General features: G+C 62.5%; 24 protein-coding genes. 6 read left to right on the top strand and 18 right to left on the bottom strand.

Going from position 1 to position 24,305, the window contains the following annotated elements:
• Positions 1 to 165: 165 nt before the first annotated feature.
• The 6 genes from leuS (at position 166) to HOP53_RS06310 (ending at position 6,428) form a co-directional block, all read left to right on the top strand.
• Positions 166 to 2,763, top strand: coding sequence for a leucine--tRNA ligase (gene leuS / locus HOP53_RS06285; protein ID WP_234269218.1), 2,598 nt, complete (start codon positions 166 to 168; stop codon positions 2,761 to 2,763).
• A gap of 22 nt (positions 2,764 to 2,785) precedes the next feature.
• The gene (locus tag HOP53_RS06290; RefSeq protein ID WP_234269219.1) at positions 2,786 to 3,277 is read left to right on the top strand and encodes an LPS-assembly lipoprotein LptE; all 492 of its coding nucleotides are present in this window, start codon (positions 2,786 to 2,788) and stop codon (positions 3,275 to 3,277) included.
• Between the two features lie 15 nt (positions 3,278 to 3,292).
• Positions 3,293 to 4,351, top strand: coding sequence for a DNA polymerase III subunit delta (gene holA / locus HOP53_RS06295; RefSeq protein ID WP_234269220.1), 1,059 nt, complete (start codon positions 3,293 to 3,295; stop codon positions 4,349 to 4,351).
• A 256-nt stretch (positions 4,352 to 4,607) separates the two neighbouring features.
• A complete protein-coding gene (locus HOP53_RS06300; protein WP_010629045.1) occupies positions 4,608 to 5,000 on the top strand; it encodes a PA2779 family protein in 393 nt (130 codons plus the stop codon).
• 14 nt (positions 5,001 to 5,014) lie between these two features.
• Positions 5,015 to 5,971 carry a PA2778 family cysteine peptidase gene (locus tag HOP53_RS06305; protein ID WP_234269221.1) on the top strand — a complete coding sequence of 319 codons (957 nt, stop codon included), beginning with the start codon at positions 5,015 to 5,017 and terminating at the stop codon, positions 5,969 to 5,971.
• Positions 5,972 to 6,002: 31 nt separating this feature from the next.
• Positions 6,003 to 6,428: a DUF488 domain-containing protein gene (locus HOP53_RS06310; RefSeq protein WP_234269222.1), complete on the top strand. Its 426-nt coding sequence runs from the start codon at positions 6,003 to 6,005 to the stop codon at positions 6,426 to 6,428.
• A 129-nt stretch (positions 6,429 to 6,557) separates the two neighbouring features.
• On the opposite strand, the gene HOP53_RS06315 is transcribed toward HOP53_RS06310, so the two are convergent.
• From HOP53_RS06315 to HOP53_RS06400, 18 genes are all read right to left on the bottom strand, one after another.
• Entirely contained in the window at positions 6,558 to 7,400 is an 843-nt protein-coding gene (locus HOP53_RS06315; protein ID WP_234269223.1) for an aldolase/citrate lyase family protein, read from the bottom strand.
• The gene (locus tag HOP53_RS06320; RefSeq protein WP_234269224.1) at positions 7,397 to 8,032 is read right to left on the bottom strand and encodes a sugar transferase; all 636 of its coding nucleotides are present in this window, start codon (positions 8,030 to 8,032) and stop codon (positions 7,397 to 7,399) included. Before HOP53_RS06320 ends, HOP53_RS06315 begins: the two co-directional genes overlap by 4 nt.
• 102 nt (positions 8,033 to 8,134) lie before the next feature.
• Positions 8,135 to 9,253, bottom strand: a complete 1,119-nt coding sequence (locus HOP53_RS06325) for a hypothetical protein (protein WP_234269225.1) — start codon at positions 9,251 to 9,253, stop codon at positions 8,135 to 8,137.
• The gene (locus HOP53_RS06330) at positions 9,250 to 10,422 is read right to left on the bottom strand and encodes a glycosyltransferase family 4 protein (protein ID WP_234269226.1); all 1,173 of its coding nucleotides are present in this window, start codon (positions 10,420 to 10,422) and stop codon (positions 9,250 to 9,252) included. Before HOP53_RS06330 ends, HOP53_RS06325 begins: the two co-directional genes overlap by 4 nt.
• Positions 10,423 to 10,425: 3 nt before the next feature.
• Entirely contained in the window at positions 10,426 to 11,388 is a 963-nt protein-coding gene (locus tag HOP53_RS06335) for a D-2-hydroxyacid dehydrogenase (RefSeq protein ID WP_234269227.1), read from the bottom strand.
• 105 nt (positions 11,389 to 11,493) lie between these two features.
• Positions 11,494 to 12,258: a hypothetical protein gene (locus HOP53_RS06340; protein WP_234269228.1), complete on the bottom strand. Its 765-nt coding sequence runs from the start codon at positions 12,256 to 12,258 to the stop codon at positions 11,494 to 11,496.
• Complete coding sequence (locus HOP53_RS06345) at positions 12,255 to 12,959, bottom strand: nucleoside/nucleotide kinase family protein (RefSeq protein WP_234269229.1); 705 nt, start codon at positions 12,957 to 12,959, stop codon at positions 12,255 to 12,257. Before HOP53_RS06345 ends, HOP53_RS06340 begins: the two co-directional genes overlap by 4 nt.
• Positions 12,960 to 12,974: 15 nt before the next feature.
• On the bottom strand, positions 12,975 to 14,183 hold the full coding sequence (locus HOP53_RS06350) for a CDP-glycerol glycerophosphotransferase family protein (RefSeq protein WP_234269230.1): 1,209 nt from the start codon (positions 14,181 to 14,183) through the stop codon (positions 12,975 to 12,977).
• 12 nt (positions 14,184 to 14,195) lie between these two features.
• On the bottom strand, positions 14,196 to 15,146 hold the full coding sequence (locus HOP53_RS06355) for a glycosyltransferase family A protein (protein ID WP_234269231.1): 951 nt from the start codon (positions 15,144 to 15,146) through the stop codon (positions 14,196 to 14,198).
• 426 nt (positions 15,147 to 15,572) lie between these two features.
• Entirely contained in the window at positions 15,573 to 16,964 is a 1,392-nt protein-coding gene (gene sthA / locus HOP53_RS06360; protein WP_086508722.1) for a Si-specific NAD(P)(+) transhydrogenase, read from the bottom strand.
• Positions 16,965 to 17,059: 95 nt separating this feature from the next.
• Positions 17,060 to 17,323, bottom strand: coding sequence for a (Na+)-NQR maturation NqrM (gene nqrM, locus HOP53_RS06365; RefSeq protein WP_234269232.1), 264 nt, complete (start codon positions 17,321 to 17,323; stop codon positions 17,060 to 17,062).
• A gap of 18 nt (positions 17,324 to 17,341) precedes the next feature.
• Positions 17,342 to 18,121, bottom strand: coding sequence for a hypothetical protein (locus tag HOP53_RS06370; RefSeq protein ID WP_234269233.1), 780 nt, complete (start codon positions 18,119 to 18,121; stop codon positions 17,342 to 17,344).
• Positions 18,118 to 19,350, bottom strand: coding sequence for an NADH:ubiquinone reductase (Na(+)-transporting) subunit F (gene nqrF, locus HOP53_RS06375; protein WP_234269234.1), 1,233 nt, complete (start codon positions 19,348 to 19,350; stop codon positions 18,118 to 18,120). The genes HOP53_RS06370 and nqrF overlap by 4 nt, the downstream gene beginning before the upstream one ends.
• Positions 19,351 to 19,421: 71 nt before the next feature.
• Positions 19,422 to 20,039, bottom strand: coding sequence for an NADH:ubiquinone reductase (Na(+)-transporting) subunit E (nqrE, locus tag HOP53_RS06380; RefSeq protein ID WP_010629072.1), 618 nt, complete (start codon positions 20,037 to 20,039; stop codon positions 19,422 to 19,424).
• A gap of 1 nt (position 20,040) precedes the next feature.
• On the bottom strand, positions 20,041 to 20,709 hold the full coding sequence (locus tag HOP53_RS06385; protein WP_234269235.1) for an NADH:ubiquinone reductase (Na(+)-transporting) subunit D: 669 nt from the start codon (positions 20,707 to 20,709) through the stop codon (positions 20,041 to 20,043).
• An 11-nt stretch (positions 20,710 to 20,720) separates the two neighbouring features.
• Entirely contained in the window at positions 20,721 to 21,533 is an 813-nt protein-coding gene (locus HOP53_RS06390; protein WP_234269236.1) for a Na(+)-translocating NADH-quinone reductase subunit C, read from the bottom strand.
• Entirely contained in the window at positions 21,533 to 22,759 is a 1,227-nt protein-coding gene (locus HOP53_RS06395; protein ID WP_086508717.1) for an NADH:ubiquinone reductase (Na(+)-transporting) subunit B, read from the bottom strand. Before HOP53_RS06395 ends, HOP53_RS06390 begins: the two co-directional genes overlap by 1 nt.
• Positions 22,759 to 24,108, bottom strand: a complete 1,350-nt coding sequence (locus HOP53_RS06400; RefSeq protein ID WP_234269237.1) for a Na(+)-translocating NADH-quinone reductase subunit A — start codon at positions 24,106 to 24,108, stop codon at positions 22,759 to 22,761. Before HOP53_RS06400 ends, HOP53_RS06395 begins: the two co-directional genes overlap by 1 nt.
• Between the last annotated feature and the right edge of the window lie 197 nt (positions 24,109 to 24,305).

The following is a 24,305-nucleotide window of genomic DNA, read 5'->3' on the forward strand; positions in this document are numbered from 1 at the left end:
CCGGGCATGCCCTACTGGGGTATCCTTGGTTACCATTTAGACGCCATCCCGCCGTCAGTTCAACGTTTTATCGTACGGCTGCCGACCGGGAATGACACTGGACAATTTCTGCGCACCCGCACGGAGCGGCCGTGCCCGTACACTCTAAGGTCATTGCGAAAGCCGATGGACGCACAGTACAAGCCCTTTGAAATCGAACGCGACGCCCAGCAGTTCTGGGACCGGAACCAGTGCTTCAAGGCGGTGGAAGACGCCAACCGCGAGAAGTTCTACTGCCTGTCGATGTTCCCCTACCCCAGCGGCAAGCTGCACATGGGGCACGTGCGCAACTACACCATCGGCGACGTGGTCTCGCGCTTCCAGCGCATGCAGGGCAAGAACGTGATGCAGCCCATGGGCTGGGACGCCTTCGGCATGCCGGCCGAGAACGCCGCCATCCAGAACCGGGTGCCGCCGGCCAAGTGGACCTACGACAACATCGATTACATGCGCAACCAGCTCAAGGCGCTGGGTTTCGCCTACGACTGGAGCCGCGAATTCGCCACCTGCGACACCAGCTACTACCGCTGGGAGCAGTGGTTCTTCGCCAAGCTGGTGGAGAAGGGGCTGGTCTACAAGAAGATGTCCACCGTCAACTGGGATCCGGTGGACCAGACCGTGCTGGCCAACGAGCAGGTCATCGAGGGGCGCGGCTGGCGCTCGGGTGCGCTGGTGGAGCGCAAGGAGATCCCGCTGTGGTTCCTGCGCATCACCGACTACGCCGACGAACTGCTCGCCGATCTCGACAAGATCGAGTGGCCGGAGCAGGTCAAGACCATGCAGCGCAACTGGATCGGCAAGTCGCGCGGGGTGGAGCTCACGTTCGACATCAAGACGGTGGACGGTGGCGCGGCCGAGCCGCTGTCGGTCTACACCACTCGTCCCGATACGCTGCTGGGGGTGACCTACGTGGCGGTGGCGGCCGGCCACCCGCTGGCCAGGGCCGCGGCACAGGGTAACGCCGAGCTGGCCGCCTTCTGCGAGGAGTGCACCCAGGGCGGCACCTCCGAGGCGGAGCTGGCCACCAAGGAGAAGCGCGGCATGGCCACCGGCCATGTGGCCGTGCACCCCCTCACCGGCCGCGAGGTACCCGTCTATGTGGCCAACTTCGTGCTGATGGAGTTCGGCACCGGGGCGGTGATGGCCGTCCCCGGCCACGACCAGCGCGACTGGGAGTTCGCCACCAAGTACGGCCTGCCCATCGAGGCAGTCATTGCCGACGAGAGCGGCCAGGCGCCGGATCTCTCGCAAGGCGCCTACGTGGAGTATGGCCGGCTGATCAACTCCGGCGAGTTCGACGGCCTCGACTTCGACGCCGCCTTCGAGACCATCGCCGGCAGGCTCGCCGAACTGGGTCGCGGCGAGGTGAAGACCAACTACCGCCTGCGCGACTGGGGCGTGGCCCGTCAGCGCTACTGGGGCGCACCGATTCCGGTCAAGTACGGCCCCGAAGGCCAGACCGTGCCGCTCTCCGACGAGGAGCTGCCGGTGGCGCTGCCCATGGAGGTCACCGTCGACGCTTCCGGCTCACCGCTCAAGCGCATGCCCGAGTTCTATGAGCTGGGCGACGGCTGGGTGCGCGAGACCGATACCTTCGACACCTTCATGGAGTCGTCCTGGTACTTCGCCCGCTTCTGCTGTGCCGACAACCAGGAGGCGATGCTCGACGAGCGTGCCGACTACTGGCTGCCGGTGGATCTCTATATCGGCGGTATCGAGCACGCCATTCTGCACCTGCTCTACGCGCGCTTCTTCACCAAGCTGATGCGCGACCTGGGCCTGGTCAAGGTCGACGAGCCGTTCCAGCGTCTGCTCACCCAGGGCATGGTGATCGCCGAGACCTTCTACCGCACGACGCCGAACGGCGGCAAGGAGTGGTTCAACCCCGCCGACGTGGAGGTCAAGCGCGACGACAAGGGTCGTCCGGTCAGCGCGGTGCTGATCAAGGACGGTGAGCCAGTGGAGATGGGCGGCATCGAGAAGATGTCCAAGTCGAAGAACAACGGCGTCGATCCACAGTCGATGATCGACCGCTTCGGCGCCGACACCGTGCGCCTGTTCATGATGTTCGCCGCCCCGCCCGAGCAGTCGCTGGAGTGGTCCGATTCCGGCGTCGAGGGCGCCAGCCGCTTCCTCAAACGCTTGTGGCGCATTGTTTTTGACCACATTGAGGCCGAGCACCTCGGAGCGGGCGAGCCAGGCAAACTGGATACCCAGGCCCTCAACGACACTCAGCGTGAACTGCGGCGCAAGACTCACGAGACGATCAAGAAAGCCAGCGACGACATCGGCCGACGCACCACCTTCAATACCGCCATCGCGGCGGTGATGGAACTGACCAACGCGCTATCGAAGCTCGAGGACACCTCACCGCTGGGTCTGGCCGTGGCTCGCGAAGCCGTGGAGGCATGCGTACTGCTGCTCGCGCCGATCACGCCCCACGCCTGCCATGCGCTGTGGCGCGAGCTGGGCCACACGGAACCCGCCATCGACGCTACCTGGCCGCAGTGGGATGAGTCGGCCCTCGAGCGCGACACCATCGAGCTAGTGGTACAGGTTAACGGCAAGCTGCGCGCCCGTATCGAAGTGGCCGCCGACGCGCCCAAGGATGCCATCGAGACCGAAGCCTTCGCCGCCGAGAACGTCCAGCGCCATACCGAGGGCAAGACGGTGCGCAAGGTGATCGTGGTACCGGGCAAGCTGGTCAACATCGTGGTGAGCTGACACGGATCGAATGGGAGCGCTCATGCAGCGACGCAGATTTCTCAACCTGGCCATGACCGCCGGTGCCGGCCTGGCCCTGGCGGGCTGCGGCTTTCGCCTGCGCGGTTTCGATTCGCCGGAGCTGACCGTCGACGAGCTTGCCATCGCGGGCAGCGACAGTGTACTGGCCCAGCTCACGGCAGAACGCCTCTCCTCGCTCGGCACTCGGGTGCACGCCAATGCCCCCCTGGTGCTCAATCTGGGTCCCGAGAACTTTGGCGAGCACCAGCTGAGCGTGCTGGACAGTGGCCCCCAGGAGCGGGAAATGACACTGGCAGTGCCTTTTTCCGTTCAGCGACGCAGTGACGGTGCCTATCGCCTTCCCCAGCAGCGCCTGGAGGTATCGACCCGTTTCACCGTCAGTGACGACAACCTGCTTGCGCAGGACGATATACGCGAGGAGGCACGTCAGGAGCTGCGCCAGGAGGCCCTGCGCCGCCTGTTCGATCGCTTGCGCGCGCTGGAAACCCGCTGACATGGCATCACGCACATGAAGGTCTTTGCCGACAAGCTGCCGGAGGCACTGGACAAGAAGCTGCCCCCGGTGGTGATCGTTGCCGGGGAGGAGCCGCTGCAGCACATGGAAGCCTGCGACGCTGTACGCAGCGCGGCGCGCGCACGCGGCATCGAGGAGCGAGAAGTGCTGCACGTGGAGGGCAACTTCGCCTGGGGCCGGCTGCACGAAGCCGCCGCCAGCCTGTCGCTGTTCGCCTCGAGCAAGCTGATCGAGCTGCGCCTGGGCAGCCAAAGTCTCGGCCAGGAAGGCAGCAAGGCACTGAAGGTGTACGCCGAGGCGCCGGGCACCCGCGACAACGTATTGCTCGTGAGCATGGGCAAGCTCGACTTCCGTCAGCAGAAGAGCGCCTGGTTTCAGGCGCTCGACAAGTTGGGGCTGTTCGTGCCGGTGTGGCCGGTCGACGTCTCCCGCCTTGGCTTCTGGCTGCGCGAGCGCGCCGAGCGTCACGGTCTCTCCCTCGACCTGGATGCCGCACGCCTGCTCGGCGAGCGCACCGAAGGCAACCTGCTCGCGGCGGATCAGGAACTGCAGAAGCTCGCTCTGCTGCTGCCACCAGGCACCCGTGTCGGGCCAGCCCAGATTGCCGGCGGCGTGGAGGACAGCGCCCGCTACGATGTCTTCACCTTGGCTGATGCCTGCCTCAAGGGCGAACGCGAGCGTGCCTCGCGCATCGTTCGCGGCCTGCGCGGCGAGGGGGTCGAGGCGCCCATCGTGCTGTGGGCCCTGACCCGCGAGCTGCGGACTCTGCTCTCGCTGCACCAGCACCTCGATCAGGGCCAGAGCTTCGAACATGCCTGCAAGGCGCAGAAACCGGCCATCTTCGACAAACGCCGCCCCGCCTATCAGCAGGCCATTGCGCGCCTGCCCAGAAAGCGCCTGCACAAGCTGCTGCTCTTCGCCCAGCGCCTCGACCTCTCGATCAAGGGAGCTGCCCAGTTGCCGCTGTGGGAAAGCCTCCACGACCTAGCCCTGACTCTGGCCGGCGGCCGCGGCCTGCTGGCCGAAATGCCCTCATCCTATCGGGTGGGTTAACGGCAAGCGTTGGCAGCATCATGGCAAAGCCGGAGATGCCCCTTTTCCCTGGGCGACCGGGCGTTCTGGCAGGCTGAATTCGGCACTCGCGGCCGCCTTTGTGTCAGCCAACCGTCAAGGTTGATGCAAGGGCATGAAATTCCATGCGCTTTTTGCTTATACTTATTAAGCATCGCTGGAGCACTCCAAAACGACTGCGCCCCGTTGAGCGTGGATCATTCAAGAGCCGGAAGCCCAAGAAGAAGGAACACTTAACATGAAAACACTCCGCCGCTTTCTCAGCCCGCTGTTGATCCTGGCCCTGGTGCTTGGCAGCGTCTCCGTCTCGGCCGCCCCGCTGCCCACCAGCGAACTGATCTCGACTCAGGCTGCGCTCTCGGCCGAACGCGCCGATGCCGACCGTGAGCGCATCAATGAGATCCTGTCCCGTGCCGAGGTACAGGAGCAGCTCATCGCCCAGGGCGTGGACCTGGCTGAAGTCGATGCCCGCGTGGCCGCGCTCTCCGACGAAGAAGCGCATCAAATGGCCGAACAGCTCGAGCAGCTGCCGGCAGGCGCAGGTGTCGTGGGTGCCCTGCTGGTCGTCTTCATCGTGCTGCTGGTCACCGATATCCTGGGCCTGACCAACGTCTTCCCCTTCACCCGCTGAGGACGAACGTCATCATGCAAGGCCGTATCGTTCGGCCCCACCAGAACGCCCGCCTTGCGGGCGTTCTGCTGTTGGGGCTCCTGCTGTTGACCGGCTGTGCCACCACGCCGCGCCTGGCCGAGAGCACTGCCCAGACCCTGCCTCGCCAGGCCTGGGTCGAAGACGTGCCCTTCCACGCCCAGCGCGAGTACCAGTGCGGCCCCGCCGCGCTGGCCATGGTGCTCAATCACGATGGTGTGGACGTGCCCATGGAGACGCTCATTCCGCAGGTGTTCATCCCCGGCCGTGAAGGCAGCGTGCAGCCCGAGATGCTGGCCACGGTCAGACGCCATGGACGCATTCCCTTCGTGCTCAACGACTCGTTCGACGCCCTGCTGACCGAGATCGACGCCGGTCATCCCGTGGTCGTGCTGCAGAACCTCTCACTTCCTGCCTGGCCGATGTGGCATTACGCCGTGGCCATCGGCTACGATCTGGATGCCGGGGAGCTGATGCTGCACAGTGGCGAAGAGGCAGAGCGTATCGAGTCGTTTCGCCGCTTCGATGCCACCTGGGCCCGTAGTGAACGCTGGGCGTTCGTGGCCCTGAAGCCCGGCGAACTGCCGAGCGGTATTGGCGAACAGCGTGCCCTGCAGGCCATCGCGGCGTTCGAGCAGGTTCAGGATGCCGAAGTCGCGCTGCCTGCCTGGGTGGCCTTCGTCGAGCGCTTCCCTCACTCCGGCATGGGCTACTTCGCTCTGGGCAATGCCCGGCATGCCACAGGGGATCTCGACGGGGCCATCGAAGCCTTTCGATCCGCGGTGGCGCAGCGGGACGACCTGGGTGTGGCATGGCTCAACCTGGGCCTGACACTAAAGGCCCAGGGCGACACCGACGGGGCTCGCCAGGCGCTGGAGCGCGCCGTCGCTCTGCCTGGTCATTGGCAGGCCCACGCCACGGCGGCTCTGGATCGGTTGGAACCGGGTGATTAGGTGAGAAACCAACAGCACAAAGGGAGACGGTGTGAGCTACGAGATCGTACTCAAGCGGATCTACAGTCCGAGCGAACCCACCGACGGTGCGCGAGTTCTGGTCGACCGGCTCTGGCCTCGCGGCAAACGCCGCGAGAGCCTCAACCTGACGGACTGGTATCGCGACGCCTCGCCGTCGACGCTGCTGCGGCGCCAGCTGCATGAGGGCGAGATCACCCCAGCCGTCTTCACGGTGCGCTATCGCGGCGAGCTGCGGGACCATCCCGAGTGCCTCGTCCCGCTCATGCGCTATGCACGCCAGGGGAAATTGACGCTGCTTTCCGCGGCGCGCAACCTGGAGGACTCATACCTTCCCCTCTTGCAGCAGGCCGTGCTGGAAGCGCTTCAGCACGAGGACATCGAGGATCTCGAGCTCACCTCACCGCCCTGCTACCGACCCCAGCTCGGCGAAGAGTGAAAGCCTCACCATCACCGCAAAACAACAGCGCCTGACAGCAAAAAGCCGTCAGGCGCTGTTGAACGAAACTCTCGAGTCTGCCTTACCGATTACGCAAGGATTCATGCCCTGGGGCTAACGGCCTTGACCTCAGGCCACCCTGGGCTGCTGGTATTGACCATGGACCGCTGCCGCGCGTAGCGCAAGGCTTGCCTGATTGGCGGACAGCACGTCAGGTGCGGTCATGGCTAGCTGCTGATAGCAGCGCTGCATGACGTTGAGTTCGTTCGCCAGATCCAGGCGCGCAAGCAAAGCAGGCAACGTTTCCGCTCCACCGTGGAAGGCTCGGGACAGGATGACCCACTCCGAGCCGAGACGAACGTGCTCACTGAGGATCCACTCGGCGGGAACGAGCCCCTGACCGATGCAGCCGACCCCACCGATGCCGAACGGAACGCCTGCTTCACGACAGAAAGAGGCGGGGCCATCCAGCAGACGACCGCCCAACACCTCGAAGAGAAAATCGAGCTTCATATCGAGACACAGATCGTTGAGTCCGAAGTGCACACGGTCCTCTGGCTCAAGCAGGGGCAGGATCAATGGCAGGCGGGCCAGGCTTGCCGCCGTTTCCACCAGCAGGGTGACCGGCACACGCCCCGCCACGGCCCGCTTGAAGTTGTCCACCTCGGCGATATGACGAAACATGGGCAGCATCAGCCGCTGGGCCCCTGCATCGATGGCGGCATCGACCTCGGCCGATGTGCCTTCCCAGGGGGGATTGATTCTTACCAGCAGCTCGGCCTTGGTGAGTACTGCCGCAATGCGGGCAACGTCGGCGTAGGTATGCGCGCTCTTGTGCGTGTCCAGGTGTCCCTGTCGCTCCGCCTTGCCGCGCGTTTCCATGTCGATGAACAGCGTATCGACGCCGCTCTCCTGCGCATAGCGGGCGATATCCGGCACTACGGTGATAAGCATGGTGTGCAAGCGTTTCACTTCGATTCCCCCACGTCGTGCCGGCACCTCCCGTTGCGATATTGGCGCCAGTTCTGGTCGGTACTGCCGTAGATGTCCTTGAGAGTCAGCACGACATAGACCGTGGCCAGCATGAGGCGAAGGTCCAGGCCGATGCTGGCACGCTCGGCATATTGAGAGTCGAGTTCCAGTTGCTGGAGCCAGCCGAGACTGCGCCGCCCACGCACCTGCGCCAGCCCCGTCAATCCGGGCCGCACCGAGAAGCGGTTCAGGTATTGCACTGGCACGGCCTCGACCTGCTCGATCAATACGGGGCGGGGGCCCACCAGGCTCATGTCCCCCTTGAGCACGTTCAGCAGCTGAGGCAGCTCATCGAGGCTGGTAGCTCTCAGTACGCGGCCGATACGCGTGATGCGCGCGTGCCCAGAGTCGATGACTCCCTCGATCAGCGGATCGATCTCGTTGGCGGGTCGATCGCGCATGGTACGGAACTTGTAGATGTCGAACGGCACCAGATGGCGGCCCACTCGGCGCTGCACGAAGAGCGCTCCTCCGGGAGAGTCGTATCGGATCAGCAAGGCGATCAGCAACAGCAGCGGTGATAGCAACAACAGCGCCAGCACGGAGAGGACGACATCGAGAATGCGTTTCATGGTAGCCACGGCCTCGTATCTGGGAAGTCGGCCAGCCGCAGGGGCTTGCAGCAGCGCGCATAGCGCAGGCCGCAGATCGGCAAACAGGGTTTGGGTGATGCCTCAGGGAAGCGTCGAAGCCGCCCCCAGCGAGAGCTGCATGCCGGCCCCTTCACCGGTTGCCATACGCCCGGCGAGGGCAAGGTCATCGATGTACCAGCGGTGAGCGGCCAGGTAGTAGCACTTGAGGATCTCTTCCCGGTCGGCGCTCGGCGCTATCGTGACGGGTGCCCCGAACAGGAAGGACGTCAGGCGGGGGAGCCGACGATTGCCTGACACGATGGCGGCCTGACCAAAGCCCCCTGCCATGGCGAGTCGCCCCAGCCGCTTCCAGACTGCGGAACCCGCTTCAATCCGTTGTGTCCGCACGCCAATAGCGGACAGCACCTGCTCGATACGGTGCGCCAGCATCGCCACCTCAGGCCCGGCAAGGTGGACCATGACCGGCGCCACTGGCCGCTTGAGCGGTACGCGAGACCGCCGCCCCAGAACCATCCGTCGGCGTCGGCGCAGCGCAAGCGAGATACCGCCCTGAAGGAGTGAGGCTCTAGTTGCCGCCAGTAGAAACGCAGCGCGCTGAAGCCGAGAGATGCGTCGTCCTGAAAGAGTGGCCGGCAAGCTGCCCTTCAGAGCACTGCCAAGACTCTCGCCGACCTGATCCAGCCAAAGGCGACGCTGCTGCTCGGGGGCCTGGTGCCACTGCAGCGAGGCTTCGGCCAGCCTGCTCGACTCCACCCGCTTGCCTCTCAGCAGCTTGCGCAGCAACAGGTCGGAAACTGCCGCCACTCCGGCCAGCATTGGGCCATGGGAACCTGCACGCACGGCGATCAGCTCCTCGCGACAGGTCAGCGCCCCGCCCACCTTGAGATCCCCATAGGTGATATCGATGAGCTGATGATCGAATCGCGCGGGCATGACCAGCACGATATGCCGCAGCCAACGCGGATCGGACTCCAGCGACACCGTACCCGCAGCCAAGGGAGACAGGGCATGTAGAAAGCGCGAGATATCCTCGCTGTGAACCCATAAGTCGAGATCCTTGACCGTATCGCTGGCCAGCCAGGCCGCCAGCCCGGTCTTGCCCCCGCGCAAGGCCCAGCGAACTCCCGTGGGTACGGTGCTCTGCAGATATTCGAGCAGCGCCGGTTTGACCCTTCCAGGCTTATCAGTGAAGTGGTTCATGCCAGATCCCCCAGTGGCTGGCCCAGGTTGGCGATGGGCATCTCGTCGAGCATTTGCCGGTTGACGAAGTCAGTGGTGAATCTCTCGAGCACCAATGCCCTGCCCGCCCGCCCCATCCGCACAATGAGCCCCGGGTCGCTGACGAATGCCTGCATACGCTCTGCCAGTGCAGCCGCATCGCCGGGGGGGATCAGCCAGCCATTGCTCCCATCGTCGACGGTTTCACGACAGCCCGGTGAATCGCAGGTGATCACCGGCCTGCCGGTGCTCATGGCTTCCAGCAGGCTGCGCGGAATGCCCTCCCGATAGTACGAAGGCAAGACCATCACCGATGCCGCCTGTAGATGGCTGCGCACATCACGCACCCGGCCGGGCAGCGTGACGATCCCTTCCTCACGCCATGCCGCCACTTCCTCCGCCCCGATCCCGTTTACCGTGGTCTCGTCGGTATCGCCCAGCGCGACGAATTCCACCCCGCCTTGACGCCTGGCCACTTGCCTTGCCGCGCTGACGAACTCGCGGATACCCTTTTCCTGCAGGAAACGGCCCATGAACAGAAAGCGGACCGGCGCCACGGGCGGCTCGCTGAAGGGGTACTCATCGGGATCGACGCCGGATCCGTTGACCACGACGCTGCGAGTGAAGCGGCGAAAGAGTGAAAGCTGCTGCAGCTCGTCGCGGTCATCGGGGTTCTGGAAGAAGAACGCCCGGCTCAGACCGCCCGACAGGGCGTAGCAGCCGTTGACCAGGCTACGGATCAGGCGGGTACGGCGGTCGTTGCGCCCATAGAGATAGCCAAGCCCGGTCGCCAGGCAGTAGGTTTCCGCAACCCCCGCCAGCCTGGCGGCCGGGATGCCGAGCACGATCGGCTTGACCGAGTAGGCAAAGACAGCGCGGGGCGCGATCTGGCGGATCAGGCGGCGCAGCGCCAGGAACCGGGAGATCTCACCGCCCACTCCCATGCTGTGCCGCTCGAGGGGGTAGTGCCAGGTGGCTACCCCCAGCCCATGGACTTCCGGCAGGAACTCTTCGTCCGGCACCAAGGCACCGACGCTGAGACCACGCTCCTGCATGGCGCGGATGAAAGATCCTCGGTTGACGGCCAGCGAGCGTGTGTTCGCCGCAATGAACAGGACGTCCAGGCCGTTGCAGTCGCTCGCCTTGTCCATATTTCAATACCCCCGCTGCGGGAAGACCTCGGTGCGCAACGGAGCGCCGGCGAGGTAGGCCGCCATGTTGTCTCTGAGCACAGCCAGGCCCAGCTGATGTCCCGCTGCAAAGCGGCCTGCCACATGAGGCGTGATCAACAGATTCGGCGTCGCCCACAGCAGTGAATCGTTCGGCAGAGGCTCTTCGCGGAACGCATCAAGCGCCGCTCCCGCCAGCTTGCCCGCGCACAGCGAGGCACGCAGGGCGTCCTCGTCCACGAGCTCGCCCCTGGCCACGTTGACGAAGATGGCGCCATCTCGCATCGCCCCTATTGCGTCCCGATCGAAGACGCCGCGGGTTTCGTCGGTCAGCGGCAGAGCACACACGACGTAGTCGAACATACCGATCACCTGAGGCAGCGCCGACAATGAATGCACCCTCCGGAAAGGCCCCCGCGGAGACGTGTCCCTGGCAATCGCCTCGACGGTGACGCCAAGACCGGCCAGCGCGGTGCCGACGGGAAGGCCGATGCCACCCGCCCCGCAGACCAGCAGCCGCTTGCCTGCCAACTGGCCGAGCACCGGCCTCTCCCAGCGTCTCTCCTTCTGACTGTCGACCAAGAGCCCCAGGCGCTTCTCGAAATGCAGCAGCACGGCCAGCAGATACTCGACCATGGCCTGGGCGTGAATGCCGCGAACGTTGGTGATACGAAAAGCAACGGGACCGGGTCCGATGGCATCGAGCAGGCGATCCACCCCCGCACTCATGATCTGCACCCAGCGCAGCGATTCGGGCGGCGCTGACAAGCCGGCCATGAGTACCTCATGCTCGTGTCCTACCAGTACCTCGGGCGCCATTTCATCCAGACAGCCCGCGCTGCTGCAATCCAGCAGGGTCAGCCCGGGAAGCAGTTCGGTCAGGGCCGAATGCACCTTGCGCTCCCAGTCGTCATGGCTATGAGAAGGGAAGCAGAGACCCACTCGCATGGCACACCTCGAGTCAGTGGAGAGAACGCAGAACGGGCTCAGCTCGCGTTACGGGGCTCTGCGCGCGTTACGTGGCTCTGCGCGCGTTACGAGACTTGGCTTGCGTTACGGGAGCTGGCTCAAGCCGTGGACAGGTCCTGGCGCCATGGCCATCGAGCCAGCCAACCCCAGGGCATGCGCCAAGGCGCACAACTTCTGGCGACCGGGCTCCCCTTGGGCATTATCGAACGTGACCACCCTCACTCGGCCTGATGACTCCAAGGCGTCGATGACGGCGAGAACTTCCTCGACGACCACGGCCGCGTCGTTGCGTGCGACTCGACTCCTGTCGATCACGCTTTGGCCGCCCCTCCTGTCTCGTTGCCGCGCCTGGATCACCTGCCCCTCGGCGACGACGTGAAGAACGACGATCGGGCGCGGCGGCAGCAAAGCCAGCGTGAGCGAGATCCACTGCTGCATCGGAAAGGGACGGCCGGCTTCTGGCCTGGAGCGAAAACGCAGCGACCAGACCGCCTGAAAGATGCCCTGGCAGAGCACGATGGGCCTCTCCTGTCGGTGCAGGCACTGCACCATGGCAAGCAGCTGAAGCCAGTTCAGCAAGGCACGCCCCGCCGCCGGCGCGCTCGACCATGGCGTGCAACGCACGAGAGCGCAGAAGCGTCCCCAATGCGCTCCCAGCAGCGGCACAGCGCCGGCGACGAGCCGCACCTTCGTTGCCATGCGAGACAGTCGTCGGGCGCGAGATATCGAGAAGAGTTCGCTCTGGACACCGGCATCGCGCAGCTCCGCAAGTTCCAGCAAGCGCTCGGTCACGTAGCTCTTGCCCACGGCGGGGCAGCCAAACGCCTCGACATAGGGCGCCGTGCTCATCGTTCCCGCTCCAGATCGCGCTCGAGCAGCGCAAGGACCTCGGCCAGCGTGCCCGAGTTGTCGATACGCTCGACCCGGTGCGCTATCGGCTGGTAGTCGAGGTTCTCCCGGTATCGCCGCCTGATGTCCTCGGTGCTCTCCTTGCCAGCCTTCACCCGCTCGGCGTTGCGACGGATAGCCGTCGATTCATCGACGACGAGAAAGAAGGCGACATCAGCCGGTTCGACGCGCCGATAGATGGCGCTTTCCCAACCGGCCAACAGGCGCAAGATGGCGCCGTTCAGACCCGGCTGGTCCCGGGCGATCTTCGGTCCATCCATCATGCCGTACTCCAGCGTCGGCCAGCGGTCCGCCACGACCGTGACGCCGGCGAGCGCAAGCCGACGGGCACGACGCGACAGACGCCAGCGCAGCAGCGCAAGCACGATCCCGGGGAACGCATCACAAAAGATGCGGGTCTTGTGTCTCGCTTGGCTTCGGCCCGTCCCCCCATCTGTCGATGACTTGCGCAACCCGAGGCGCAGGCTTTCCAACCAGGCGGCTTGAGGCTTGCCACCTCTGACCAGCGTCACCCGCTGCGTCGTCGCCAGCCGAGCCGCCAGGCTTTCCACTACCGTCGACTTGCCGGCACCATCGATACCGGAAATCACGACAATGCGCCCCGTCTGGGGCATGCTGCCATGGAGCACACCGATGCTCATGCGACCTCCTCGAGGTCAATCCGTCGGGCTTTTCTGCCTTATCGTCTCGATGATGGCGGCACACGCCGCCATCGCATCCCTGCCGCAATGCTCTTGCTTGAACTCCTGAACCCGGCCCAGGGCCTGCTGCTGCGAGGCTGGATCGAGTACCTCATGGAGGTCATCGACCTTCAAGGCAGGCTCCGACTCGCCATAGGCCTCATACAGTCCCGTATCGCTGGTGATGTAGTCGTCGAGATCCGGTGCATAGAGAAAGGCAGGGCGAGCCAGAATGCAGAAGTCGTAAATCACGCTGGAGTAGTCCGTCACGAGAACGTCGACATCCTGCAGAGCAGAATTGATGTCGTTGAGCCGCTGGCATCCAAGCTCCACGAAGCCTAGCGTCGACAGCCTGCGGCGGACGTCCTCATCCATTTCCAATAACAAGGAGGGGTGAGGTCTGAGCACGACAACGTAGCTCTCTGCATTGGCATGATTGACAAAAGCGACGAAACTCGCGTCGATCTTCAGTCGGAAAGCGCTATCGGCACGACGCGTGGGAGCATACAGAATGACTTTTTCGAAAGCGCCGGCAAGATCGCCCTTCAGCTCTTCCTCGATGATTCTCCGTAATACGCCACGATTGTCCGTTATGCCTTTCCAGCGCGGATAACCCGAATTGACGACCGCGATCGCGCTGCCTCGATAAGCACTCTCGAAACGGACCTTCGAGACCTCGGAGGAGACGAACGCGGCAACCGGTGTCTTTCTTTGCGGCGTGTAGGCTCGGACCTTTTCGTACAGCCTCCTCGAGCGCCGATCCGGATGAACCGAAAGATTATCCCGGCCCATGCGCTTCATCGGCGTGCCATGGGTGATCTTGAACAACTTGCTACGGTAAGAAGCAAAGGGATTGACATCGTCCGCCGAGTGGCTGACCACGGCAACGCCGGCACGCAGCGAATAATAGATCCCCATCGGAGATAGCCAATAGTAGGCCTGATAACCTTTCGCCTTGAGCTCTTCGACTATCTCGGGAGACTTCGATATCCAGATCGGCACAATCGAGCTATCGGTAGCGCCGAGCACCTCATACAAATAACGCGGATTGTCCGAATACTGCTTACCATTCCAGGCACCGAATACCCATATCGAGCCATTTTTTTTGACGAGAAAGGAGAGAACGACCAGCGGAAGACATACCGCTGCCGCCACAACACGCCTTATCAAAGCAAGCGGCGCCATAGAAACGTGCCCTTACTGGTGCTTGGCTACCAGCGAACGGAAATTTTGAAAGACATGAGTGGGCAACAGCAGCATCATGCAGTGCAGAAGCTGTTTTGCCGAAAGTGCGGTCAGATAAAGGCACCCGATATCCTCCACCACCTTCATGCCATGCGTTCTTTTCTCTACGCTCCAGGAGACCAGCTTCCTGTTGATCGCCTTTCTGGCATAGTACGCCTCTCGCCAGGACAGCTTGCCGGACAGGCTAGACAGGGCATCCCTGGCCGGATGAATATGAGCGAGATTCTTGATGTCATTACTGATACCACAGTGATCTATCTTCCACTGACTGGTAATATTCCGGTTGTAATGCGACCTCTCCAAGGTCGCCAGCATGCGAATCCAGTAATAGACATCGCCTCCCCTTCGGTATATTCCTGCCGGAAAGCCGCCGCTCTCGAGGAATGCCGCTCTGTCGATACAAGCCCCGTTCATATGGATGTAATCCGAGCGCGAGAAAAGCTCGAGTCCTTGTTGCCTGGAAATCTCTCCCTCATGAGGATAAGCCACAGCTGGCTCGGCTCTGTCGCCCCGCAACTTGGCATAGGCATTCACATACAGCTTGATTGCCCTGCCGTGGGTGCGCTGGATGCTCTCGTTGAACTGGGCCAGGTGATCGGGTGAACACCAATCATCGGCATCCTGAAAGAGCAGCCACTGGCCTCTGGCCATTCGCGCACCATGGTTTCTAGCCGCGTAACCACCGGGACCTGGCTGATCACGCTGATACAAACGCAGCTTTCCCAGCGCCTGGTACTGCTCCAACAACTCCAGAGAGCCGTCGGTGGACCCATCGTCCACCGCTACTATCTCGAAATCCGAGAACGTTTGAGCAAACAGGGAACCTAGTGCCTCATCGAGGTATTTCGCTTTATTGTAAACCGGCACGACAACGCTGAAAAAAGGACTACCTGCAGACTCCATGATGCCCTCCAGCGAATACCCTGATATCGATGCATGACCGCCTTGTACCAGCCACTCCTTGGCACGCTACCGCCCTGGAGTCGTCAGGCCCTCTCCCAGCCTTGCACTACTGAATCGCCTTCCGTTCTTTGAACACCGCCAACAAAAACGGTCTTCATTCAGCAACATTTCCTTCAGATACATAAGATCACACAGCTTGAACGCGGCTGCGTATATCATTTTTCTCATGCACCCCCGTCATCTTCCGACTATGCCGATGAGGGATTTTTCAATGAGGATCAGATGGAGAAAATGCCAGAAGAAGTGCCGTCAAAGAGGAAAAATGAAGTACTAGGGTACGACACACGGACACAAAGAAAAGCGCCGGGTTATTCAGCCGGCGCGGAAGGGGAAATATCGTCCTAAGGTATTAGGTAGAGCTAAGACTCAGAACACCCGATTCAGTCCATTCTGTGCCGCGACCCGGTAGGCTTCCGCCATGGTCGGGTAGTTGAACGTGGTGTTGACGAAGTACTTCAGGGTGTTGGCCTCGCCTTTCTGCTGCATCACGGCCTGACCGATATGCACGATCTCGGAAGCCTGGTCACCAAAGCAGTGGATGCCGTAAATCTCCAGCGTGTCCTGATGGAAGAGGATCTTCAGCATCCCCACCGTGTCGCCGGTGATCTGGGCGCGTGCGGTATCCTTGAAGAAAGCCTGGGCAACCTCATAAGGCACCTTCGCCTCGGTCAACTCACGCTCGGTGCGACCGAAAGAGCTGATCTCAGGAATGGTATAGATGCCGGTCGGCACCTCATTGACGAAGCGGTAGTCCCGTTCGAGCAGCTCGTCGCAGGCGTTGAGCCCCTGATCGTAGGCGGCGCTGGCCAGGCTGGGCCAGCCGATCACGTCACCGGCGGCATAAATATGCGGGATGGCGGTGCGGTAGTGGTCATCGACTTGCAGTTGACCGCGTCCGTTGGCTTCGAGGCCGATGTTCTCGAGGCCCAGCTCGTCGGTGTTGCCGGTACGGCCGTTGGCCCACAGGAAGGCATCGGCGCGCAGCTTCTTGCCCGATTTCAAGTAGACCACGACACCGGACTCGTCCCCTTCGACACGCTCGTACTCCTCGTTATGGCGGATGAGCACGCCATGCTTGCGCAGATGGTAGGAAAGCGCATCGGAGATTTCATCGTCGAGGAAGGAGAGCAACCGGTCGCGGTTGTTGATCAGGTCGACCTTGACGCCGAGCCCCGAAAAGATGGAGGCATACTCGCAGCCGATCACACCGGCACCGAAGATCACCAGCGTACGCGGCGTATGCGAGAGGCTGAGAATGGTGTCGGAATCGTAGATGCGGGGATGGCGGAAATTGATGTCGGCAGGACGATAGGGGCGCGAGCCCGTGGCGATGATGATCTTCTGCGCCACCAGCTCTTCCAGCGCCTCCTGGCGGTCGCGAACGAGCAGGGTGTGCTCGTCCTTGAAGCGAGCCACACCGCTATATAGGTCAATACGGTTGCGAGCATAGAACTTGGTGCGCATCTCGACCTGCTGGTCGATGGTCATACGAGAGCGTTCCATGACCTTGGGAAAGGAAAACCAGCGTGGCTCGCCGATATCGCGGAACATGCGGTTGGTGTTGAACTGCATGATCTGCTTGACCTGATGGCGAAGCGCCTTGGAGGGTATCGTGCCCCAATGGGTGCAGTTGCCTCCGAGTACAGGCTGCTTCTCCACGACCGCAACCCGCTTGCCGTGCTTGGCTGCATTGATGGCAGCACTTTCGCCGGCCGGTCCGGTACCGATCACCACCACGTCGTAGTTATGGACTGCCATGGGCTCTTTCGTCTCCTTTCCCTTGTCGATGTCGGGTGCCGGCTTTCACCTGCCGCCATCACTCAATGGCATGTGGCTCAGCAGCACGTAGCGGCTCAACGGCGAGTGGCATCGTAGCCGAGATCGGCGCCACGACTTTCATCGCTTCTGCGACGGGCGCTCGCCAGCCCCTTGCGCTTGCGATTCTCCTCCTCGCACACTTCATCCTTGCCGCCACAGATATCGCATCCCTCCTTGAGACCGAGCTGGTTGAGACCGCCGCAGGAGCCGGCGATGGGCTTACGCCCCAGGATCACTCCAATCGCCATGGCGGCCATGATCAACAGCATGAAGCCCAGAACGACGAGAAACGTACTCATTGATTAAGCTCCTGGCGGCTAACGAACGAGCCAAGGCCCGAGTGCCGCAGTGTGATGGATTTCAATGCCCTGTGGTCTCTTGACAACAACCTGGGCCGCGCTATCCAGATCATCGGCCAACTGTATGGCCTCTTCGGGCCCAGCGTGGATCAGCAGACTGGCCTCTCGCATGGCCGTGCCGGCATCCGCAGCGATGACGCTCACGGAAAGCGGCGTCGCCGGAGTGACGAGGGGCGCTGCGGCCTCCTGCTGCACGAATCGATGCACCAACGCGGCGTCCAGCAGGCGGACATGGCGAGCACCTTCAGACACTGGCAGGCCAGGCTGTTCGAGTGAAAGACGCCAGGCGCCGGCAGGTGGCGTGCCAACGCTCCGCATTACCCCACCAACCTCGACCAGCACGGCGATGGGGGTAACCGAATGGTGGCCCAGCCACAGCGTCAGATGGTCGACGGCCAACGCATGGAAGCGTCGATCCACCTCATGTTGCAGTGCCGCTGAAGGCGCCGCCCAGAGCGGCGCGAACGCGGCAACACTGGCTCTGAGCAGTAGGTCGCGTTGCGCTTCGAGGTTTGCCAATTCACCTTGTATGCCGGCTTCGATCTCGGCGACTTGCCCCGCACCGAGGTCGGCATAGAGGGTGATATGGTAGCCCGTTCCCAGAGCCGTACCCTGATAGAGTTGCTCATCGACCTGCTGGCGGCAGGCACTGAGCAGAAAGGATGACAGCATGAGAAAGAACAGGGCCGGCCCATAAAGGGCCAGCCCGGAGAGTCGCCCGTGGGCGAGCTGCATCATCCGCCAAAGTCGTCCAGCAGGATGTTTTCGGGTTCCACACCCAGATCGAGCAGCATCTTGATCACCGATGCGTTCATCATGGGCGGTCCACACATGTAGTACTCGCAATCCTCGGGGGCCGGGTGGTCCTTGAGGTAGTTCTCGTACAGCACGTTGTGGATGAACCCGGTGGGACCGGTCCAGTTGTCTTCGGGCAGCGGATCCGACAGCGCCAGATGCCACTCGAAGTTGGGGAACTCCTCGGCCAGCTGGTCGTACTCATCGTTGTAGAAGGTCTCGCGCCAGGAGCGCGCACCGTACCAGAACGAGATCTTGCGCTTGGAGTGCAGGCGCTTGAGCTGGTCGAAGATGTGGCTGCGCATCGGGGCCATGCCCGCGCCGCCACCGACGAACACCATTTCGGCATCGGTGTCCTTGGCGAAGAACTCGCCGAAGGGCCCCATCACGGTGACCTTGTCGCCCGGCTTCAGGTTGAAGACGTAGGTCGACATCAGGCCCGGCGGATGGTTGGTGCCGGGAGGCGGGGTGGCAATACGGATGTTGAACTTGAGGATGCCCTTTTCTTCCGGGTAGTTCGCCATGGAGTAGGCGCGGATGACTTCCTCGCTGTTCTTGTGGGAGATCTTGAACAGATCGAACTTCTCCCAGTCGCCGCGATATTCCTCCTCGATATCGAAGTCGGAGAACTTGATGTCGTAGGGCGGCGCCACCAGCTGAACGTAGCCGCCGGCACGGAAGTCGACGTTCTCGCCCTCGGGCAGCTTGAGGTTGAGCTCCTTGATGAAGGTCGCCACGTTGGGATTGGAGATGACCTCACACTCCCACTTCTTGACGCCGAAGACCTCTTCGGGAACCTCGACCTTCATGTCCTGCTTCACCGGTACCTGACAGGAGAGGCGCCAGCCGTCCTTCTTCTCACGCATGGTGAAGTGGGATTCCTCGGTGGGCAGGATGGCGCCGCCACCCTCTTCCACGCGGCACTTGCACTGGGCACAGGAGCCGCCGCCGCCGCAGGCGGACGACAGGAAGATACCGTTGGCCGCCAGCGTGTTGAGCAGTTTGCCACCGGCCTGGGTAGTGATGGTGTGCTCGGGGTCGCCGTTGACCTCGATGGTCACGTCCCCGGTGCTCACGAGCTTGCTGCGGGCGGCCAGGATCACCAGGACAAGGCCGATGACGACCGCGGTGAACATGAACACACCGAGCAAGATGACAGTTGTTCCAACCATGTCGGTTTCCTATTTGCTGTGAGTAACCTGCACTCCGGCGATGCCTGGCATCGCCGGAGACGCACCCTGGCTCAGAGCTGAATGCCGGAGAAGGACATGAAGCCCAGCGACATCAGACCCACGGTGATGAAGGTGATGCCAAGGCCCTGCAGGCCACCCGGCACATCGCTGTACTTGAGCTTCTCGCGCAGACCTGCCAGGGCGGTGATCGCCAGTGCCCAGCCCACGCCCGAGCCGAGGCCGTAGACCACGGACTCGCCGAAGCCGTAGTTACGCTCGACCATGAACAGCACGCCACCGAGGATGGCGCAGTTCACGGTGATCAGCGGCAGGAACACACCCAGCGCGTTGTAGAGCACCGGTACGTACTTGTCGAGGAACATCTCGAGGATCTGCACCAGTGCGGCGATGACGCCGATGTAGGAAAGCAGACCCAGGAACGACAGGTCGATGTTCTCGGCGCCGGCGATGCCAGTCCAGGTCAATGCGCCTTCTGCCAGCAACGCGTTGTAGATCACGTTGTTGACCGGCACCGAGATGGTCAGTACCACGATGACCGCGATGCCCAGACCGAAGGCCGCCGAGACCTTCTTGGACACGGCCAGGAAGGTACACATGCCGAGGAAGAACGCCAGAGCCAGGTTCTCTACGAAAACCGAGGCAACGAAAAGGCTAATATAGTGCTCCATGTTACACAGCCTCCTTCGGCTCGGTGTTGTGCTTCATCTTGAACTCGTTGGCCTCGATCTGTTCCGGGTTGACCGCACGCAGCACCCAAATGATCAAGCCGATGATGAAGAACGCCGACGGCGGCAGCAGCATCAAGCCGTTGGGCACGTACCAGCCACCGTCTTGCACCGGAGCCAGAACGGTGAAGCCGAACACGCTGCCGGAGCCGAACAGCTCGCGGAAGAAACCCACCACCATCAGAATGAAGCCATAACCCAGGCCGTTACCGATACCGTCGAGGAACGACAGGCCCGGCGGGTTCTGCATGGCGAAGCCTTCGGCGCGACCCATCACGATACAGTTGGTGATGATCAGGCCGACGAAGACCGATAGCTGCTTGGACATTTCGTAGGCGAAGGCCTTGAGCACCTGATCCACCACGATGACCAACGAAGCGATGATGGTCATCTGCACGATGATGCGGATGGACGACGGAATGTGCTGACGAATCAGCGAGACGAACAGGTTGGAGAAAGCCGTCACGAAGATAACGGCCAGGGTCATGACCAGCGACACGCTCATGCTGGTGGTTACCGCCAGCGCCGAGCAAATGCCTAGCACCTGCAGAGCGATGGGGTTGTTATTGAAGATCGGGGTCGTTAGGACGCCCTTGGGAGACACAGAGGACATTGTCAGGCTCCTTAAGCTTCAGCTTCGAGTTCGACGTCGGCTTCCTGAACCTCGTCCGGGTCGACGCCCGCACGGAATCTCGCCAGGTACTCACCGAAGCCCTCCGGGCTCAGCCAGAACTGCAGCATGTTGGTCACACCATTGGAGGTCAGGGTAGCACCTGACAGACCATCTACCTGGTGCTCTCCAGTCCCGGCGCCACGAGCCACGCGAATGGCAGGGGTCACGCTCTCTTCGTCGGCGAAGATCTGCTTGCCCTCCCACTGCGCCTGCCAGCGCGGGTTGTTGACCTCGGCGCCAAGCCCGGGCGTTTCGCTGTGCTCGTAGTAGGTGATACCGACGATGGTGTTACCGTCACCCTCGATGGCCATGTAACCGCGCATCAGCCCCCACAGCCCCTGGCCACGAATCGGCAGGATGATCTGCTCGGGATTTTCGGGGTCACCCACCAAGTAGACGGTAGCGAAGTTCTCGACACGGGTCAGCCCGGCGATGTCGCGATCGCCCGACAGGGTACGACCGGTAGCCGGATCGCGGGCCGCCTGGAAGTGGTCGAAGGTCGCCGCATCGAACTGGTCGGTGTACTCGCCGCTACGCATGTCCACCACCCGCGGCGTGATCTCGGCAAAGGCCGCTTCCACGTCGATGCCCCGCTCGTAGAGGTTGGCTACGCGCAGGATGTTGGTCTTGCGGTCGAGTTCCACGTTGAGCTGCTGCATGGGACGCAGCGCCACCGCGGCGGTGGAGACGATGACGGAACACACGATGCAGAGTGCGAACGCCACCGTCAGAATCTTCTTGATGGAGTTGTTGCTCTGGGCCATCAGGCAGTCTCCTCGGCCGGCACACCGGTGCGCTGCATACGGCGCTTGATGTTGGCCTGAACAAAGAAGTGGTCGATCAGCGGGGCAAACAGGTTGGCGAACAGGATCGCCAGCATGATGCCTTCAGGGAATGCCGGGTTCACCACACGGATGAGCACGGTCATGATGCCGATCAGGACACCGAAGATGAGTCGTCCCTGGTTGGTCATGGAGGCCGATACCGGATCGGTGGCCATGAACACCATGCCGAAGGCGAAGCCGCCGATCACCAGATGCCAGTACCAGGGCATGGCGAACATCGGATTGGTGTCGGAGCCGATCAGGTTGAAGAGCGCACTGGTCGCGACCATGCCGAGGAAGCAACCCAGCATGATTCGCCACGAGGCTATCTTGGTCCATAGCAGCACCGCCGCCCCGATGAATATCGCCAGCGTCGACACCTCACCTACCGAGCCGGGCACGAAGCCGATGAAGGCATCCCACCAGCTGTACTGGCTTGTCAGGTCGGCCATGCTCTCCTGGAAGGCGATGGACAGCGGAGTCGCGCCGGTGAAACCATCGGCGGCCACCCACACGGCATCACCCGAGATCTGCGCCGGATAGGCGAAGTAGAGGAAGGCACGGCCGGTCAGCGCCGGGTTGAGGAAGTTCTTGCCGGTACCGCCGAAGATCTCCTTGCCGATCACCACGCCGAAGGTGATGCCGAGCGCCACCTGCCACAGCGGGATGGTGGCCGGCAGGATCAGGGCATAGAGCACCGAGGTGACGAAGAAGCCTTCGTTGACCTCATGGCCGCGCTTGACGGCGAAGACCACTTCCCAGAACCCGCCGACCGCGAAGGTCACCAGGTAGATGGGCAGGAAGTAGGTCGCACCGAGCACGAAGTTGGCCCACAGGCTGTCCGGATTGTGGCCACCGGCCAGAGTCATGAGAATCGCTTCGCGCCAGCCGCCCATGGAGGCATAGCCATCGGCGATCGCCATGTTGGCCATCCAGCCGGCGTTCCACATGCCGAAGAACATGGCCGGGAAGGTACACAGCCACACGGTGATCATGATGCGCTTCAGGTCGACGCCGTCACGCACGTGAGCCGTGGTCTTGGTCACGCTCGGCGGCGCATAGAAGATGGTGTCGACCGCTTCGTAGAGCGGATACCACTTCTCGTACTTGCCACCTTTGTGGAAATGCGGTTCGAGATTGTCGAGTGTCTGTCGGATACCCATCATCAGGCCTCTTTCTCGATCATGGTGAGGTTGTCACGCAGGATGGGACCGTATTCATACTTGCCCGGGCACACGTAGGTGCACAGCGCCAGGTCCTCTTCGTCCAGCTCCAGGCATCCGAGCTGCATGGCCACCTCGATGTCACCGACGATCAGCGAGCGCAGCAGCTGGGTCGGCAGAATATCCAACGGCATCACCTCCTCGTAGACGCCTACCGGCACCATGGCCCGCTCGGAACCGTTGGTGGAGGTATTGGGCGCGTAGTTGGAGAGCCCCTTGAACTTCGAGAGGTAGATGCCCAGCACGGAGTGGCGATTGACGCCCGGCGAGAGCCAGCCCATGAAGGCGCGCTTGTTGCCCTCTTCGAGCAGGGTCACCTGGTTGTGGAAGCGGCCCAGATAGCGCAATCCGCCTTCCGCTGTGAATCCGGAGAACACCGAACCGGAGATCACCCGCGTATTCTCGGGTTGGAGGATTTCACCGGCCAACAGTTCCTCGGTGCTGGCACCGATTCGAGTACGCAGCAGTCGCGGCTTCTCGGCACGCGGGCCGCCCACTGCCACCACGCGGCTGGTTTCGATCCGACCTTCCACGAACAGCTTGCCGAAGGCGATCACGTCCTGGTAACCGATGTGCCACACCTTCTTGTGCAGCGCGACCGGCGACAGGTAGTGAATGTGGGTCCCGACCAGGCCCGCCGGATGAGGACCGGCGAAGGTCTCGACCTGCACGCCCTTGACGTCGCCACCGGGAATCGGCGCATTGGGCGCGGTGCACAGGTACACCTTGCCCTTGGTCAGCCGCGCCAGCACCTTGAGACCATCCTCGAACGCCTCGGGCTGCTCGTTGATGATGTCGGCGGGATTGGGGCTCAGCGGATGCGTATCGATCGCGGTGACGAAGATGTCGACCGGCACGCCGTCGATGGCCGGTGTACGCGAGAAGGGACGCGTGCGCAGCGCGGTCCACAGCCCCGACTCGACCAGTTGATCGACCACGACCTGGCGATCCAGGCTCTCGAGTGCATTGCGGCCATGAGCCGTGAACTCGACCGCTTCTTCGCTCTCGTCGATCTTGATCACCACCGAGAGCAGCTTGCGCTTCTCGCCGCGATTGATGGCGATGACTTCACCGGCCGCCGGGGCCGTGAAGCGTACGCCTTCGTTCTTCTTGTCGGTGAAGAGGAGTTGGCCCAGTTTCACCTTGTCCCCTTCCCGGACCTCCATGGTCGGCTTCATGCCGACGTAGTCGGTGCCCAGGATAGCCACGTGACGCACGGCTCGCGCATCCTCGATGCGCGGCTCGGGCGTCCCCATGATGGGGAGATCCAGGCCTTTCTTGACTTCGATCATAGTCTCGCCCAGTTGATGGATCGGAAATGCGAAGGAAAGGGGTTCGAATGGATTCGAATTCTTGTTGAGTTCAGCACGTTACCAGTCAGGCCCGAAGGCGCTTCGGACCACCCCGAAAAAATCCCCGGTATTATAAAGAGAAGCGCGACCAAAGGCCACACGGCCTAAGGTCGCAAAAGAGGTAACGAAGCCCCTCG

This window comes from Billgrantia ethanolica (assembly GCF_021404305.1).
Lineage (GTDB): Bacteria > Pseudomonadota > Gammaproteobacteria > Pseudomonadales > Halomonadaceae > Halomonas > Halomonas ethanolica.